The sequence below is a fragment of the Oceanicola sp. S124 genome, from assembly GCF_000220565.1.
GTDB lineage: Bacteria > Pseudomonadota > Alphaproteobacteria > Rhodobacterales > Rhodobacteraceae > Pseudooceanicola.
On record NZ_AFPM01000149.1, the window covers coordinates 1 to 15,464 of the forward strand.

Annotated in this window: 15 protein-coding genes; 10 read left to right on the top strand and 5 right to left on the bottom strand. The window is 68.0% G+C overall.

The features are described from left to right. Positions 1 to 172 precede the first annotated feature (172 nt). From OS124_RS0110120 to OS124_RS0110135, 4 genes are all read right to left on the bottom strand, one after another. The gene (locus tag OS124_RS0110120) at positions 173 to 1,246 is read right to left on the bottom strand and encodes an AbrB family transcriptional regulator (RefSeq protein WP_010139459.1); all 1,074 of its coding nucleotides are present in this window, start codon (positions 1,244 to 1,246) and stop codon (positions 173 to 175) included. Positions 1,247 to 1,250: 4 nt separating this feature from the next. Then, entirely contained in the window at positions 1,251 to 2,759 is a 1,509-nt protein-coding gene (locus OS124_RS0110125) for a tripartite tricarboxylate transporter permease (RefSeq protein ID WP_010139460.1), read from the bottom strand. Position 2,760: 1 nt separating this feature from the next. Beyond that, positions 2,761 to 3,219, bottom strand: a complete 459-nt coding sequence (locus tag OS124_RS0110130; protein ID WP_010139461.1) for a tripartite tricarboxylate transporter TctB family protein — start codon at positions 3,217 to 3,219, stop codon at positions 2,761 to 2,763. Between the two features lie 132 nt (positions 3,220 to 3,351). After that, positions 3,352 to 4,344: a tripartite tricarboxylate transporter substrate binding protein gene (locus OS124_RS0110135; RefSeq protein WP_010139462.1), complete on the bottom strand. Its 993-nt coding sequence runs from the start codon at positions 4,342 to 4,344 to the stop codon at positions 3,352 to 3,354. Positions 4,345 to 4,550: 206 nt separating this feature from the next. On the opposite strand from OS124_RS0110135, the gene OS124_RS0110140 reads away from it, so the two are divergent. The 3 genes from OS124_RS0110140 to OS124_RS0110150 are packed head-to-tail and all read left to right on the top strand — an operon-like array spanning position 4,551 to position 7,289. Continuing rightward, positions 4,551 to 5,240: a GntR family transcriptional regulator gene (locus OS124_RS0110140; RefSeq protein WP_010139463.1), complete on the top strand. Its 690-nt coding sequence runs from the start codon at positions 4,551 to 4,553 to the stop codon at positions 5,238 to 5,240. After that, complete coding sequence (locus tag OS124_RS0110145; RefSeq protein WP_010139464.1) at positions 5,237 to 6,403, top strand: PrpF domain-containing protein; 1,167 nt, start codon at positions 5,237 to 5,239, stop codon at positions 6,401 to 6,403. The genes OS124_RS0110140 and OS124_RS0110145 overlap by 4 nt, the downstream gene beginning before the upstream one ends. Before the next feature lie 13 nt (positions 6,404 to 6,416). Further along, positions 6,417 to 7,289 (top strand): isocitrate lyase/PEP mutase family protein, encoded by an 873-nt coding sequence (locus OS124_RS0110150; RefSeq protein ID WP_010139465.1) that lies wholly within the window; start codon positions 6,417 to 6,419, stop codon positions 7,287 to 7,289. 53 nt (positions 7,290 to 7,342) lie between these two features. Here the strand turns inward: OS124_RS0110150 and OS124_RS0110155 are convergent, their stop codons facing one another. Beyond that, entirely contained in the window at positions 7,343 to 7,813 is a 471-nt protein-coding gene (locus OS124_RS0110155; protein ID WP_010139466.1) for an Lrp/AsnC family transcriptional regulator, read from the bottom strand. A gap of 112 nt (positions 7,814 to 7,925) precedes the next feature. Between OS124_RS0110155 and OS124_RS0110160 the strand changes: the two genes are divergently transcribed. The 7 genes from OS124_RS0110160 to OS124_RS0110190 all read left to right on the top strand — a co-directional run bounded on the left by OS124_RS0110160 (position 7,926) and on the right by OS124_RS0110190 (position 15,401). Beyond that, complete coding sequence (locus tag OS124_RS0110160; protein ID WP_010139467.1) at positions 7,926 to 9,362, top strand: aminotransferase class V-fold PLP-dependent enzyme; 1,437 nt, start codon at positions 7,926 to 7,928, stop codon at positions 9,360 to 9,362. 278 nt (positions 9,363 to 9,640) lie between these two features. Next, complete coding sequence (locus tag OS124_RS0110165; RefSeq protein WP_010139468.1) at positions 9,641 to 11,164, top strand: ABC transporter substrate-binding protein; 1,524 nt, start codon at positions 9,641 to 9,643, stop codon at positions 11,162 to 11,164. A 63-nt stretch (positions 11,165 to 11,227) separates the two neighbouring features. Further along, positions 11,228 to 12,184, top strand: coding sequence for an ABC transporter permease (locus tag OS124_RS0110170; RefSeq protein WP_029375333.1), 957 nt, complete (start codon positions 11,228 to 11,230; stop codon positions 12,182 to 12,184). Then, positions 12,181 to 13,044: an ABC transporter permease gene (locus OS124_RS0110175; RefSeq protein WP_010139470.1), complete on the top strand. Its 864-nt coding sequence runs from the start codon at positions 12,181 to 12,183 to the stop codon at positions 13,042 to 13,044. The genes OS124_RS0110170 and OS124_RS0110175 overlap by 4 nt, the downstream gene beginning before the upstream one ends. Further along, positions 13,044 to 13,853, top strand: a complete 810-nt coding sequence (locus tag OS124_RS0110180) for an ATP-binding cassette domain-containing protein (RefSeq protein ID WP_010139471.1) — start codon at positions 13,044 to 13,046, stop codon at positions 13,851 to 13,853. Before OS124_RS0110175 ends, OS124_RS0110180 begins: the two co-directional genes overlap by 1 nt. Next, complete coding sequence (locus OS124_RS0110185; RefSeq protein ID WP_010139472.1) at positions 13,850 to 14,602, top strand: ABC transporter ATP-binding protein; 753 nt, start codon at positions 13,850 to 13,852, stop codon at positions 14,600 to 14,602. Before OS124_RS0110180 ends, OS124_RS0110185 begins: the two co-directional genes overlap by 4 nt. A gap of 16 nt (positions 14,603 to 14,618) precedes the next feature. Then, positions 14,619 to 15,401, top strand: coding sequence for a DUF1684 domain-containing protein (locus OS124_RS0110190; RefSeq protein ID WP_010139473.1), 783 nt, complete (start codon positions 14,619 to 14,621; stop codon positions 15,399 to 15,401). The last annotated feature ends 63 nt before the right edge of the window (positions 15,402 to 15,464 follow it).

The window sequence follows — 15,464 nt, forward strand, 5'->3', positions numbered from 1 at the left end:
GAGGCCATGCTGGCGGCGTCACGGGCGGGATCAACGACATGAACGACCCGACCAACCAGATCTTTGATGCGCAGATCGGCGGCACCTTCTACGCCTCGCAGTAATCGCGACGGCATGCAATGGCCCTCCCTCGCCTGTCCGGTGTCGGGGGAGGGCTGCGCACCGGCGCGGGTCAGCCCGCGTCGGTGTCCCTGTCCCGCGCGGCCCAGCCGGCCGCGAAGGGCAGCAGGGCGACGATCAGGAAGACCCTCAGCACGTGATGCGCGGCCACCATGGCCGGGTCGATGCCAAGTGCCAGGGCGACAACGCCCAGCTCGGGCGCTCCGCCGGGCAGGTAGGCCAGGAACAGCGGTGCCACCGGCGCGTCGATCATCGGCGCCAGGGCCATCGCCCCGGCAAGAGAGCCGAGGGCCAGCGCGATGCCGACCCCGGCCGCGATGCCGCCGTCCCGGGCGATCTGGCGCAGGGTGTAGCTGGCGAAACGCGCGCCCACGGATCCTCCGATGATGATCTGCGCCGCGGCCGAGAGCAGCGGCGGCACATGCACCGTCAGCACGCCGGTCATGTGCAGCGCGGCAGAGGCAAAGAGCGGCAGCAGCAGTTGCGCCGAGGGGAAGCGGAAGCGCTGACCCAGCCACCAGCAGGCCAGGGCGACCAGCGCCATGGCGCCATGGCGCAGCGGGTCCAGCGGCTCGGCCTCGGTGAAGCTGGCGCGGTTGGCCTCGGCCAGGTCGATGCCCGAGATCATCTGGATCAGGATCGGTGCGGTGATCAGCAGCACCACGATGCGGGCCGTGTGGCAGAGCACGACGCGGTTGACCTCGGTCTTGTGCTCTTCGGCCAGCATCGAGACCACCGACAGCCCGCCGGGCATGGCGGCGAAGAGGGCGGTCATCCGGTCCATCCGGCCCCAGCGTTTAAACAGCCAGTAGGCGCCGAGGCAGAACACCAGCGACAGCAGCGCCATGACGATCAGGCTGGGGATCCAGCTATGGGCGCGGACCACCACATCATGGGTGAAGCCGGTGCCCAGCATGGTGCCGATGGCGATCATCGCATAGCCGCGCCAGGCCGGCGGCAGCTTCGGCTGGAAGCTGGTGGCCTGGGCCAGCAGGGCATTGGCGAACATCGCCCCCAGGACCCAGGGCAGCGGCAGTTTGAGGAAGAAGAACAGGCACCCGCCCCCGGCACCGACGGCCAGTGTCATCAGGCCGCGCAGCGCCGGGGAAGAGATCGTCATGGGCATCGGGTCAGGCCTCTGTGGTGCGGCGGCGGCGCATGGCCTTCAGCAGGGGTGCGCCGACCAGGACCAGCAGCATCACCGCGAAGAGGACCAGGGCGATCGGACGCTCGAGCATGTAGCGCAGCGGGTTGCCGCCCGAGATCTGCATGGTGCGCACCAGTTCGCCTTCCATCATGCGGCCCAGCAGGAGGCCGATCACGGTGGCCGCCACAGGGTAATTGTTGCGGCGCATCAGCCAGCCGAGCGCGGCGAAGCCCGCCACGGTCAGCGGTCCGGCGATGGTGCCGGTGATGCCGTAGCCTCCCCAGGCGCACATCGCAAGGACCGAGGGCACCAGGTAGGACAGCGGCACCCTCACGACCAGCCCGAGCAGGCGCAGCGACAGCAGGCCCAGCACCGCCAGCAGCACCACCTGGCCGAGGTTGCCCAGGATGATCGAGTAGACGATGTCGGTCTGGTTGCGGATGAAGCTGGGCCCGCCGATGATGTTGTGGAACGAGAAGGCGGCCAGCAGCACCGCCGTCGCCGCGCCACCCGGAATGCCGAGTGCCAGCAACGCCGTCATCGAGCCGCCCTCGGAGGAGGAGTTGGCGCTTTCCGCCGCCACCACGCCCTCGGGCGCGCCCTTGCCGAAGCGTTCGGGGGTCTTCGAGGTCCGCTTGGCCTCGCCGTATGACACCAGGTTCGCAACCGAGGAGCCGACGCCCGGGATCGCCCCGATCACCGCCCCGAGAAGCGAACCGCGCACCAACACGCCGGGGTACTTGAAGGTCTCGCCGGCGCCCTTCAGGATCCGCCCGAAGGAGATGTCGCGCTGGTCCTCGTTGCGCACCAGGTAGGTGCCCCCGCGCAGGCGCAGCAGTTCGGAGGCGGCGAAGATACCGATCATCGCCGGCACCACCGGCAGGCCGTCGATCAGGTAGGGCATCCCCACCGAGGTCCGCATGACGCCGGTCGTCGACATGCCGATCTGGCTCAGCATCAGGCCGAAGAAGCCGGCCAGCAGGCCCTTGGACAGGGCGCTGTCGTTCAGCGTAGCAATCAGCGTCAGGCCCCAGAGCACGACGACGACCATCTCGAGCGGGCCGATCTTCAGCACGAAGGCGGCCAGCGGCTGGATCAGCAGCATCAGCAGCATGTAGCCGACGAAGGCGCCGACGACCGAAGCCGCCAGCCCGAGGCCGAGCGCCTCGTTGTGCTTGCCCTGGCGCGCCATCGGGTAGCCGTCGAAGGCCGTGGCGATGGAGGAGGACGAGCCGGGGATGTTCATCAGGATCGCCGTCACCCCGCCGCCATAGGCGCCGCCGGTGAAGATCGAGGTCAGGAACAGCATGGCTTGCAGGAAGTCCATGCCGAAGGTCACCGGCAGGAAGACCGCCATGGCCATCGAGATCTGAAGACCCGGGATCGAGCCGAAGACCAGCCCGATCATCAGCCCGGGAATGACCCAGAGCCAGGGGGTGAAGCTGGAGAACAGCAGGTCCAGCGCCTGCGAGAGGGCGAATTGGTCGATCATCTCAGAGCACCAGCGTCAGCATGGGGTAGGGGAAGAGGCTGCCGAAGCCGTAGACCAGCAGCGCGGTGAAGGCCGCGGCGAAGAGGGGTGGTTGCCACCAGCCCTTGCCGCCGCTCATCACCACCCCGGCCCAGACGAAGAGGAAGGTGGCGAGGTCGAAGCCGATGTGGGTCAGCGCGTAGCAGAAGACACCGAAACCGGCGAGCAGCAGCATGTCGCCCCAGATGCCGGGATCGCGGGTTTCTTCCTCGGCATCCTCGGCGGCTTCGGGGGCGGGTTTCAGCAGGGTCGAGGCGATCAGCAGCACCGACAACAGCGCGATGACAGCCGCGACGGGGGCCGTGACGATCAGGTTCTCCATGCTGGCCCGCGCGTCGACCGCGCTCCAGGTGATGAAGCCGGACACGGCCAGGATGATGCCGATCAGCGCGGCGTGGGTGGCGTGGAATTTGCCTGTCACCTCGTGACCTCCCCCAGAATTGGTTGCAAATGAAAGGGGCCGCCTCTCCGTCACCCCGCGAAGGGCGGGACAGGCGGCCCGAATTCCGGACGAGGGCGCATGGACGCCCCCGTCGTCGCGTCTAGCGCAATCCTACTCAGCCGAAAACCGCTTCAGGATCTCGAAGTTGGACAGGATGATCTCGGTGGTCTTCTCCGGCCCGAGCCATTCGGCGCCCATGTCCTGGGCTTCCAGGGAGGCGGTGAATTCCTCGTCCATCATCACCTTGTGGTAGGCGTCGACCAGTTCCTGGAAGGCCTCGGGGTGCTTTTCCTTGAAGGTCGCATGGGCGGCCAGGCCGCGCATCGAGCCCGCAAGGGTCACCACCGGCTCGTGGCCCGCGGCGACCAGCGCCTCGTCCAGGGTCGGAGCATCCCAGTCAGCCGAGCGCTCGTCCGCGGCATAGGCCAGCGGGCGGATGTACTCGGCGATCGACAGGGTGCCGTCGGCGGCGAGGACGGTCATGTCGACCTGGCCACCGGCCACGGCGGTACGGGCCGCGCCGCCAGATTCGTAGGTCACCACGTTGACCGCGTCATCGGTCAGGCCGAAGGCTTCCAGCGCCAGGCTGAGGTTGATCGCGCCCGACGAGTTCGGCACCACCGAGACGCTCAGCTGGCCGGGGTTTTCCTTGGCCGCGGCCATGAAGTCGGCCAGCGACTCGTAGGGGGTCTCGGCGTTGACGGCGAAGATGTCGAAGTCGTTCCACTGGCCGTTGATGAAGGCGAAGTCCTCGAGCGTGTAGTCCGCATCGTAGTTCAGGATCGCGTTCGACACGTAGGGGTGGATCGAGGTCGCCAGGAAGTAGCTGCCGTCATCGGGCATGTTCATGAAGTAGGTGTGGCCGACGTGGCCGCCGCCGCCCTGCTGGTTGATCACGGTGATCGGGGTGTCCAGCTCTTGCTGGAGGCGCTGCGCCAGGGCACGCGCAGTGCGGTCCGCCGAGCCGCCCGGCCCGAGGGCCACGACGAAGGTGATCTGGCGCGGGGGCCAGTTCTCGGCAGCCGAAACGGCCAGCGGCGAAACGGCGGCGGTCAGCACAGCGGCCAGGGTGGCGGCGGAAAAGGCGCGTTTGGTGAGATTCATTGAGTCCTCCCCTCATGTCTCGGGTCTTGTCGCGGATGAAATTGTAGCACAATCCGCTTGACGGTTGAGACTTACGCCCGGCGGAGGATTTCTGTCAAGTCGCCAAATCTCGTTGACAATTACCATATAAATTTGGTTCTTCTGCCGAAAGTGCTGGTAAGGTGTGCGCGAATGACGTCGCGTTTCGCAGGGCGGAGGTCGGAATATTGTCAACAAAAACCGATGAATCGCGTGGGGTTGCGGCGGAACGCGTCGCCCTGGCCCTGCAAGAGGAGATCCTGTCGGGCAAGCTTGCTCCGGGGTCTCGCCTGGGCGAGGTGGCGCTGGCTGATCGGTATGATGTCAGCCGCGGGCCTGTGCGCTCGGCGCTGAACCAGCTGGCCGAGTCGGGATTAGTGTCGATCGTGCCGAACAGCGGCGCCCGGGTGCGCGAGCTGGGCCGCGACGATGCCCGCGCGCTCTACGAGGTCCGCGCCGCGCTGGAGGCCGAGGCCGCCCGGCTGGCCGCCGGCCATGCCGATGCGGCGACCGGCGACGTGCTGGGGCAGTTGCTGGGGCAGCATGCGGACGAGGTCTCGGCCCATCCCCAGGGGGCCTACCTTCAGGGGCCGGGGGATCGCGACTTCCACATGGTCATCGCGCGGATGTCGGGCAATCCGATCATCCTGCGGTATCTCACCCGCGAGCTTTATCCGCAGCTGTCGCTGCTGCGGGTGAAGCATCGCAATGTCACCGGGCGCGGCCAGGCCGCCCTGCTGGAACACCGCCGCATTGCCGAGGCCATCGCCTGCGGTGACGGCGAGGTCGCGGCGCTGCTGATGCGCCGTCATATCCGGGCAAGCTGGGACGCGCTGGAAGCGCAGCTTGCCGCCACCCCCGAGGAGCAAAAGTTGTGAGTCAGATCGCCGTTCCCGCCGCCTTCATGCGTGGCGGCACCTCCAAGGCCCTTGTGCTGCATCGCCGTGACCTGCCCGGGGACGAGACCCTCTGGCCAGCGCTCTTTGCCGCGATGCTCGGCTCTCCCGATCCGAACCAGCGGCAGCTGAACGGCATGGGCGGGGGCATCTCCTCGCTGTCGAAGATCTGCATCATCGGCCCGTCGACGCGGCCTGACGCGGATATCGACTACACCTTCGCGCAGGTCGGGGTGATCGACGACAGTGTCGATTTCTCGGGCAACTGCGGCAACATGAGCTCGGCCATGGGGCCTTTCGCCTATGACGAGGGGCTGGTCGCGGGCCCGCGCGACGGTGAGGCGGTGGTGCGCATCCACAATACCAATTCCGGCAAGGTGATCGCCGCGAGCTTCCCCGTTTCGGGGGGCGTGGCCGAGGTCGAGGGCGACCTGCAGATCCCCGGGGTCGAGGGCACCGGCGCGCCGGTGGTGCTGGATTTCCTCGATCCGACCGACACCAACGGCAACGGCGCCCTGCCGGCGGGACCGGTGGTCAGCCGCCTGACCCTGTCGACCGGCGAGGAGGTCGAGGTGACGATGATCGATGCCGCCGTGCCGGCGGTCTTCGTCGAGGCGTCCCAGGTCGGCGGGGATACCCGCAGCCACCCGGCCGACATCGACGCCGATCGCGCCTTGATGGCGCGGCTGGAAGATATCCGTTGCCAGGCCTCGGTGGCCATGGGGCTGACCCCGGATCTCGGGGCGGCGGCGGCGCGGATCGCCACGCCGAAGGTCGCCATGGTGGGCCGTCCGCAGTCCTACCAGGACCTGTCCTCGGCACCCCATGCCCCGGAAAGCCACGACCTGCAGATCCGCATGATCTCGGCCGGGCAGGCGCATCGCGCGGTGCCGGTGACCGGGGCGCTGGCGCTGGCCTGCGCCGCCGCCATCGAGGGATCCGTGGTGCAGCGCCAGATCGCCGAAGGCGGCGATCCGCAGACCCTGCGCATCGGCACCCCCTCGGGCATCGTCTCGGTCGGCGCCTCCCGCGACCTGGCCACCGGAGACATCACCGCCGCGCGGATCCTGCGCACGCAGCGCCGCCTTATGGACGGCCGCGTCCATGTCCCACGCAGCACCCTTTCCAAGACCACAGAAGAATGAGCGAGGCACCCCAATGCTGAATCACGAAGTCAACAAACGGTTCAAGGATCGCATCGCAAGCGGTGGCGCCCTGCTGCTGCCCGGCGCCGCCAATGCCCTGGCCGCACGGGTGATCGAGGACCTGGGCTTCGAGGCGGTCTACCTGTCGGGAGCGGGGCTGACCAATACCTACCTCGGGATGCCCGACCTGGCCTTCATCTCGCTGCCCGAGATCGCCCAGCATACGGCGACGATCCGCGATGCCACCGACCTGCCGATCGTGGTCGACGCCGACAACGGTTTCGGCAACGGGCTGAACGTGCGTCACACCATCCGCACGCTGGAGCGCGCCGGTGCCTCGGCGATCCAGCTCGAGGACCAGAAGACGCCCAAGCGCTGCGGCCACTTCTCGGGCAAGGAGGTCGTCTCGCTCGAGGAGGCGCGCTCGCGGATCAAGGCTGCCGTGGATGCCCGCCAGGACGAGAACACGATGATCGTCGCCCGCACCGATGCCGCGGCCACCGACGGCCTGTCCGAGGCCCTGGATCGTGCCGCGGCCTTCATCGAGGACGGTGCCGACATCACCTTCGTCGAGGCACCGCAGACTGTCGAGGACCTGCGCGCCATCCCCGCCGCACTGCAGGGGACGCCGCAGCTGGTCAACCTGGTGGTGGGCGGCAAGACCCCGATCCTCTCGGTCGACGAGTTTACCCGGATGGGCTTCTCGCTGGTGCTCTATGCCAATGTCGCGCTGCAATCGGCGCTGTTCGGCATGCAGACCGCGCTGACCCAGCTGAAGGAGCAGGGCCAGATGGACGAGGACGGCCCGCTGGCCGGCTTCATGGAGCGCCAGCGGGTGGTCCGCAAGGACCTGTTCGACGAGTTGGACAAGCGCTACGCCTACTGAGGCGGATTACTGCGGCAGAATTTAGGGGCGGTCCTTGCGGGGGCCGCCCTTTCTCAGTCCAGCGCGCGCAGGTCCAGCGGGCGATCTTCAATCAGGGCTTCCATGGCGAAGAAGCCGGTCACCGCCGCGAGATCGAAATTGGTGATCAGGCGCTGGTAGAAATTGTCATAGTGGGCGATGCCCCGCGTCACCACGCGGGCAAGGTAATCCCAGTCGCCGCCGATACGGTAGAAGTCGCGCACCTCGGGCAGGGCCTCGACATGCTTGCGGAAGCTGTCGGCCCAGTCCTTGGAGTGGTGCCGGGTGCGCATCATCACGAAGACGGTCAGGTCGTAGCCCAGGTCGGCCAGGTTGATCTCGGTCCGGGTGCCCAGGATCAGCCCGTCGGCGGTCAGCCGTTTCAGCCGACGCCAGCAGGCGTTCTGCGACAGGCCCGCGCGTTCGGCCAGATCACGCTGCGAGAGCGAGCCATCCTTTTGCAGGATGCTGAGAATTCTGAGGTCAATCCTGTCGACTTTTGCCATTTCTTCGATCCTCTGACCCAATATGCGCCGAAAATCGCATGAACGAGGTGAGGTATCAACGGGCAAGTGGGGCTAGGCTGCGCGATGTTCCTTTCCTTTCACAGGTGCCCAGATGACAGCCCTCGCTCCCTCCGTGTTTTCCGATTTCCTGGCCGGGCTGAAGGCCGGGGGCCCCGGGGCGCTGCGGGCCGGGCTGATCGGCAAGCAGGCGATGGTCGAGGGCCCCTTCGGCGCGCATCCCATGGTCTATGCCGACTACGTCGCCTCGGGCCGCGCCCTGCGCCAGGTCGAGGACTTCGTGATGGAGAAGGTGCTGCCCTACTACGCCAACTCCCATACCGAGGCCTCGTTCTGCGGTGCCACCATGACCCGGATGCGGCGCGAGGCGCGGCAGGTCATCGCGCGGGCCTGCGGGGCGGGGCCCGACCATGCGGTGATCTTTGCCGGATCGGGCGCCACGGCAGGGCTGAACCGGCTGGTGTCGCTGTTCGGCGCCGACACGGGCCGGGTGCGCGTGCTGATCGGCCCCTATGAGCATCACTCCAACATCCTGCCCTGGCGCGAGAGCGGCGCCGAGGTGGTCGAGCTGCCCGAGGCGCCCTGCGGCGGCATCGACACCGAGGCCCTGCAACAGGCGCTGGCAGAGAGCGCCGGGTTCGACCGGGTGATCTGTTCCTTCTCGGCCATGTCCAATGTCACCGGCATCATCGCCGATGTCGCCGGGGTGACGCGGATCGCCAAGCAGGCCGGCGCGCGGGTGATCTGGGATTACGCGGGCGGGGCGCCCTACCTGCCGGTCGACATGCAGCCCGCTCCGGGCGTCGAGATCGACGCCATCTGCGTCTCTCCGCACAAGTTCATCGGCGGCCCGGGGGCCTCGGGCCTGCTGCTGCTGCGCCGCGACTCGGTGGTGCGGCAGGCGCCGACCTGGCCCGGTGGCGGCACCGTCCGCTTCGTCTCACCCGAAGGGCAGGACTACAGCGGCAGCCTTGAAGCGCGCGAGGAGGCGGGCACGCCCAATGTCGTCGGAGATATCCGCGCGGCGCTGGTCTTCCTGGTGAAAGAGGCCATCGGGCTGGACCACCTGCAGGCCCGCAATGCCGAGCTGACCGCCCGGGCCTTCCAGGCCTGGGGCGATTGCCCGCAGATTGACCTGCTGGGGCAGGGCGAGGCGCCGCGGGTGCCGGTCTTCTCGTTCCGCATCCGCGACGGGCAGGGCGGCTTCGTGCATCAGCAGCTGGTCACCCGGATGCTCAGCGACTTGCATGGCATCCAGGCGCGCGGCGGCTGCGCCTGCGCCGGGCCCTACGTGCACCGCCTGCTGGGCATCGACGCCGCGACCTCCGAGCGGCTGCGCGCCGCGATCCTCGCCGGTGACGAGGTGCAGAAGCCCGGGTTCACCCGGCTCAACCTGTCGGTGCTGATGGAGGACGAGACGGTCGATTTCATTCTCGACGCGGTTCGTGCGCTGGCGCAGGAGGCCCCTGCGCTGGCGCCGCGCTACGAAGTCGACACGGCCCATGCCATTTTCGCTCCGCGTGTGGCATAATGGGGGCAGGTATCTTGCACAGGGCCCGAGGACATGAGACATACCGAGCCCGCAACCGGAACTATAGTTCGGAAGCACCGCCTGGCTGGCGATCATCTGCGCGCGTTCAGGGCACAAACCGGGTCAGCTGATCTGATTTGTGCGGCGCGCCCATGTCCTGCCGACGTTGTTTCCGCGCGTGGTCCGTGCTTCGATGCTCTGGTCAATGCCGGGCGGGCCCAAGGGACCGCCGCAGCCTGGCCAATCACCAAGACCGAACAACCCACAGGGAACCTCCCATGATTTCCAAGACCGAAATTTCCCGCCGCAGCGCGCGCGGGCGCGCCGTCCTCGCGGCCCTGACGGCTTCCTCCGTGCTGGCCCTCTCCTCTGCCGCCGCCCTGGCGCAGGACTTCGACCCGCAGGCGGTCATCAATATCGGTTCGCTCTACGAGCCGCAGAACCTGGACAACACCCAGGGCGCGGGCCAGGGCATCAACGAAGCCTTCAACGGCAATGTCTACGAAGGTCTCTTCGTGCTGACCGACGCGGGCGAGGTCGAGCCCAAGCTGGTCGACAGCTACGAGATCAGCGAAGACGGGCTGACCTACACCTTCACCCTGAAAGAGGGCGTGACCTTCCACTCGGGCGACCCGCTGACCGCTGCCGACGTCAAGAGCTCGATCGAGCGCGTGACCGCCGAGAATTCCGCCAGTTCGCGCAAGCGCACCCTGGCCGTGATCACGGGTATCGAGACCCCGGACGATCAGACCGTCGTGGTGACCCTCTCGGCGCCGTCGATCTCGCTGCCCTACAACCTGTCCTACGTCTGGATCGTCAATGACGCGGCAGGCGACATCAGCTCGGGCGAAGACGGCACCGGCCCCTACGTGCTGCAGGAATGGCGTCGCGGTTCGGCCCTGGCCATGGTGCCCTTCGACGGCTACTGGGGCGAAGAGCCCACCAACGGCGGCGTGATGTTCCAGTACTTCACCGATGCCACGGCGCAGAACAACGCGCTACTGACCGGCGCCGTCGACATCATCACCTCGGTGCAGAGCCCCGATGCCCTGTCGCTGTTCACCGACAACCCGGACTTCACGGTCTCGGAAGGTGCCTCGACCACGAAGGAGCTGATGGCCTACAACGACCGCGTCGCGCCCTTCGACAATGCCACCGTGCGTGCGGCCCTGGCCCGCGCCGTGGACAACGAGAAGCTGCTGCAGGCGATCTGGGGCGACTACGGCACCCTCATCGGGTCCTTCGTGCCGCCGACCGATCCCTGGTACGAGGACCTGACCGGCGTCAATGCCTACGATCCCGAAAGCGCCCAGCAGATGCTGGCCGAAGCGGGCTATGCGGACGGGTTCTCGTTCACCTTGGACACGCCGGACTATGATCCGCACCCCGTGGTGGCGCAGTTCCTGCAGAACGAGCTGGCCAAGGTCGGTGTCGAGGTGAAGATCAACATCATCACCGCCAACGAATGGTACACCAAGATCTACAAGGCGCATGACTTCGATGCGACCCTGCAGGAGCACGTGAACCACCGCGACATCGTCTTCTACGGCAACCCGGACTTCTACTGGGGCTATGACAACCCCGAGGTCACCCGCCTGATCACCGAGTCCGAAAGCGTCTCTTCGATGGACGAGCAGACCGAGATGCTGGCCGAGGCCAACCGGATCATCGCCGAGGATGCCGCCAGCATGTGGCTCTACCTGTACCCGCAGATCGTCGTCTCGACCTCGAATGTCTCGGGCTATCCGCTGAACGGGCTGAACTCGCAGTTCTTCGTCTCGGACATCAAGAAGGCCGACTGAGGCCACTGACCGGGGGCCGGGCGGAGACGTCCGGCCCCTCTCTTCGCGCATACGGGAACCCCAATGCTGAGATACATGGCACGGCGGCTGCTCATCCTGCTGCTGTCTCTCTTCGTCGCGGCCATCGTGCTCTTCGTGCTGCTGCGCCTCCTGCCGGGGGATCCGGCCAATGCCCTCGTGGGGGTCGGTGCCACGCCGGAGCAGATCGCGGCCGCGCAGGCGCAGATCGGCTCCGACCAGCCGCTGGCGGTGCAGTTCGTCACCTACCTCGGCGACCTGGCGCGCTTCGATCTCGGCAAATCCTTCGTCTCGCGTGCGCCGGTGATCGAGGAAATCTCGCGCCGTCTTTCCGTTACCCTGCCGCTGACCCTGGCGGCTTTCCTGCTGTCGATGCTGATCGCCATTCCGCTGGGCATCCTGGCGGCGGTCAAGTCCGAGCGCTGGTACGGGCTGCTGCTGTCCGTCGTCTCGCAGGTCGGCATCGCCGTGCCGGTGTTCTGGCTGGGGGTGCTGCTGGTCTATGTCTTCGCGCTGAACCTGCGCCTGCTGCCCTCGGGGGGCTTCCCGCTGCGCGGCTACGGGGATCCGGCCCGCGCCGTGACCTCGATGGTGCTGCCGGTGCTGACCATCGCCCTGATCATGTCGGCCTCGCTTATGCGCTACGTGCGCGCCGCGACGCTTGAAGTGCTGGGCTCGGACTTCCTGCGCACCGCCCGGGCGCTCGGCGAAAGCCGCACCGGCGCGCTTATGCGCCACGGGCTGCGCAATGCCGCGGTGCCGGTGATCTCGGTCCTGGGAATCGAGCTGTCGACCACCTTCCTCGGCGCCGTGGTGGTCGAGCAGGTCTTCTCGCTGCCCGGCATGGGCTCGATGCTGCTGCTGGGGATCCAGCAGCGTGACTACCCGAATATCCAGGGCGTGCTGATCATCTCGACCCTGCTGGTGCTGCTGACCGGCTTCCTTGCCGACCTGCTGCAACGGGTCCTCGACCCGCGCCTGCGCAAGGAGGCCCGCCGATGAGCGCCGAGCAGACCGATAACTTGACCGAAACGTCGGGCCGCCGCCGGAGCCGCGGCAATGCCACCTACTGGCTTGGCCTCCTGCTGGTCGGGGTGATCGTGCTGGCCGGGCTGATCTCCTTCGTCTGGACGCCCTATGCGCTGTCGGACATGGTCGGCGGGCGGCTTGAGGCGCCGAGCCTGCAGCACTGGGCCGGCACTGACCGGCTGGGGCGGGACCTGTTCACCCAGCTTATGATCGGGGCGCGGATCGCGCTGATCGTCGGCTGCGGCGCCGTGGTGATCGGCGCGGCGATCGGCGTGACCACCGGCCTGCTGGCCGCCTTCGCGACCCGCTTCCTCGACGATGCGCTGGCGGCGGTCTTCGACATCCTCATCGCCTTCCCGACCCTGCTGATCGCCATGCTGGTGGTCGCGGCGCGGGAAGAGGCCAGCCTGGGCACCGCGATCCTCGCGCTCGGCATCGGCCTGTCGCCCATCGTCGGGCGGATCACCCGGATCCTGACCAAGCAGGTGCTGGGACAGGACTACATCACCGCCGCGCGGGTCTCGGGCACCTCCTGGGGGGCCATCGTCTTCTGGCACATCCTGCCCAATATCGCCCCCTTCCTCGGGGTGAACCTGGCGCTGCAATTCGGGCTGGCGGTCATGGCCGAGGCCTCGCTGTCCTACCTCGGCCTCGGCGCGCCGCCGCCCAATGCCTCCTGGGGACGGATGCTGCAAGAGGCGCAGGGCACCGTCTACACCGCCCCCTGGGGCGCCATCCTGCCGGGCCTGGCGCTGTTCGCGCTGGTGATCGGGATCAACCTGCTGGCGGACGGTCTGCGCGACCGCTTCGACCCGACGAAGGGGGCCGCGTGATGAGCGATCTGCTGACCGTCCGCGACCTGCGGCTGTCGACGCCGGACAAGGTGCTGGTGCAGGACCTGTCGTTTTCCATCGCCGCCGGCGAACGCTTCGGCCTGATCGGCGAGAGCGGCTCGGGCAAGTCGCTGACCTCGCTCGCCGTGACCGGGCTGCTGGCGCCGGGACTGCGCGCCGAGGGCTCGGTCGAGCTGGCCGGCACCCAGGTCATCGGCGCGCCCGAGCGGCGCCTGGTGGGGCTGCGCGGCAACGCCGTGGCCACCGTCTTCCAGGAGCCGCTGACGGCGCTCGACCCGCTGATGCCCCTTGGCCGCCAGATCGCCGGGCCGGTGCGCCGCCGCCTGAAGCGCGAGGGCGCAGAAACCTCGGGCGCCGCGGTCCGGGCCGAGGTCATGGCGCTGCTCGAGCAGGTCCGCATGCCGGATCCCGCGCGCCTGATCGGGGCCTATCCGCACGAGGTGTCCGGCGGGCAGCGCCAGCGCGTCGCCATCGCCATGGCGCTGGCCTGCCGCCCGCGCCTGCTGATCGCGGACGAGCCGACGACCGCGCTGGATGTCACCACCCAGGCCGAGATCGTCCGCCTGATCACCTCCCTGGTCGACGAGCTGGGCATCGCGCTGCTGTTCATCAGCCACGATCTTGCCGTGGTCGGCCAGGTGGCCGAGCGGGTCATGGTCATGCGCCATGGCCGCGCCGTCGAAAGCGGCCCGGCGCTGCAGGTGCTGACGCAGCCGCAGGACGATTACACCCGCAATCTCGTCGCCGCCGCCCGGCGCTTCGACGCCGCGCTGGAGGGGCAGGGATGAGCCTGATGACGGTCGAGAATGTCGGTTTCTCCTACGGGACCGGACGCAAGGTGCTGGAGGATATCTCGTTCAGCGTGCCGAAGGGCGCCAATGTCGGGCTGGTCGGGGAAAGCGGCTCTGGCAAGTCGACGCTGCTGCGTCTGTTGCTGGGGCTGGACAGTCCGCAATCCGGGCGCATCCTGTTCGACGGCGCGCCGCTTCAGGCCCGCGACCGCGCCTACATGCGCGGCTACCGCAAGCGAGTGCAGGCGGTGTTCCAGGATCCCTATTCCTCGCTCAACCCCGCGCATCGCATCCGCCGCATCGTGACCGAGCCGCTGCGCTCGCTGAAAGTGCCCGGCGATCACCTGGCGATGGCGCGCGAGGCGATCACCAGCGTCGGGCTGACCGAGGACACGCTTGAGCGTTTCCCGCACCAGTTCTCGGGTGGGCAGCGCCAGCGCATCGCCATCGCCCGCGCCATCGTCGCCCGCCCCGAGCTGGTGCTGGCGGACGAGGCGGTCAGCGCGCTGGACCTGTCGACCCGGGTGCGCGTGGTGGACCTGTTCCGCGAGATTTCCGAGCGGATGACGATGATCTTCGTCTCGCACGACATGGGCGTCGTCGCGGCGCTCTGTGATCAGCTGATCGTGCTGGACCGCGGCCGCATCGTCGAGGCCGGAGAGACCGCCGCCATCCTGCGCGACCCGCAGCATTCCTACACCAAAAGCCTTCTGGCCAGCATCCCGCGGATGCCGGAAGGCGCCTGACCGAAGGACAGATCACATGAGTGTTTCCCCCGAATTCGCCGCCGCGCATGAGGCCTGGTTCCAGACCCGGATGGAGAAGCTGACCGCCGAGAACGGCTGGCTGAACCTGCTGGGCCGCTGGTGGATCACCCCCGGCACCCGCAGCATCGGCAGCGGCGCCGGCAACGACATTCAGCTGCCCGTCGGTCCCGAGGTGCTGGGCAGCCTGACGCTGAACGCCGACGACACCGGCAGCTTCACCCCCGAGGGCGGCGAGGCCGTGGCCCTGGATCGCGCCGCCGGCACCTTCGCCTGGCGCGCCGACCGCTTCCTGCTTGAGATCACCGCGCTGAACGACTGGCGCGCCCTGCGCATCCGCGATGCCCAGTCGGACGCGGCAGAGCACCTCAAGCCCATCGAGTTCTTCCCGCTGGACCCGGCGCTGCGCATCACCGCCCGCTGGGAAAAGCTGCCCGAACCGATGGAGCTGGTCCTGGACACCATCATCGGCGCGCCGACCTACGTGCCCGTCACCCATGTGGCGAAGTTCGAGTTCGCCGGCCGCCAGATGGCCATGCTGCCGACCTATGGCACCGCCGACCGGCCGCAGTTCGTCTTCCGCGACCTGACCTCGATGGAGGACGCCTACAGGCACATGCGCTTCGTCTTCGGCGAAGAGGTGACAGAGGACAGCGTGGTCATCGACTTCAACCGCGCCACCAACCCGCCCTGCGCCTTCACCAGCCACGCGGTCTGCCCGCTGCCCCCGCGTGAAAACCTCTTCGGGGTGCGTATCGAGGCCGGCGAAAAGCGCCTCTGACCGGCGGCGCCGCGCAATGAGAAAGGGCCGGAGGTGGATCTCACCTCCGGCCCTTTTCATGTC

Bases quoted from the DNA above. Each gene is read 5' to 3' on its own strand.
- OS124_RS0110120 (WP_010139459.1), bottom strand. From the start codon at position 1,246: ATGCCCATGACGATCTCTTCCCCGGCGCTGCGCGGCCTGATGACACTG.
- OS124_RS0110125 (WP_010139460.1), bottom strand. From the start codon at position 2,759: ATGATCGACCAATTCGCCCTCTCGCAGGCGCTGGACCTGCTGTTCTCC.
- OS124_RS0110135 (WP_010139462.1), bottom strand. From the start codon at position 4,344: ATGAATCTCACCAAACGCGCCTTTTCCGCCGCCACCCTGGCCGCTGTG.
- OS124_RS0110150 (WP_010139465.1), top strand. From the start codon at position 6,417: ATGCTGAATCACGAAGTCAACAAACGGTTCAAGGATCGCATCGCAAGC.
- OS124_RS0110155 (WP_010139466.1), bottom strand. From the start codon at position 7,813: ATGGCAAAAGTCGACAGGATTGACCTCAGAATTCTCAGCATCCTGCAA.
- OS124_RS0110160 (WP_010139467.1), top strand. From the start codon at position 7,926: ATGACAGCCCTCGCTCCCTCCGTGTTTTCCGATTTCCTGGCCGGGCTG.
- OS124_RS0110165 (WP_010139468.1), top strand. From the start codon at position 9,641: ATGATTTCCAAGACCGAAATTTCCCGCCGCAGCGCGCGCGGGCGCGCC.
- OS124_RS0110170 (WP_029375333.1), top strand. From the start codon at position 11,228: ATGCTGAGATACATGGCACGGCGGCTGCTCATCCTGCTGCTGTCTCTC.
- OS124_RS0110175 (WP_010139470.1), top strand. From the start codon at position 12,181: ATGAGCGCCGAGCAGACCGATAACTTGACCGAAACGTCGGGCCGCCGC.
- OS124_RS0110180 (WP_010139471.1), top strand. From the start codon at position 13,044: ATGAGCGATCTGCTGACCGTCCGCGACCTGCGGCTGTCGACGCCGGAC.
- OS124_RS0110185 (WP_010139472.1), top strand. From the start codon at position 13,850: ATGAGCCTGATGACGGTCGAGAATGTCGGTTTCTCCTACGGGACCGGA.
- OS124_RS0110190 (WP_010139473.1), top strand. From the start codon at position 14,619: ATGAGTGTTTCCCCCGAATTCGCCGCCGCGCATGAGGCCTGGTTCCAG.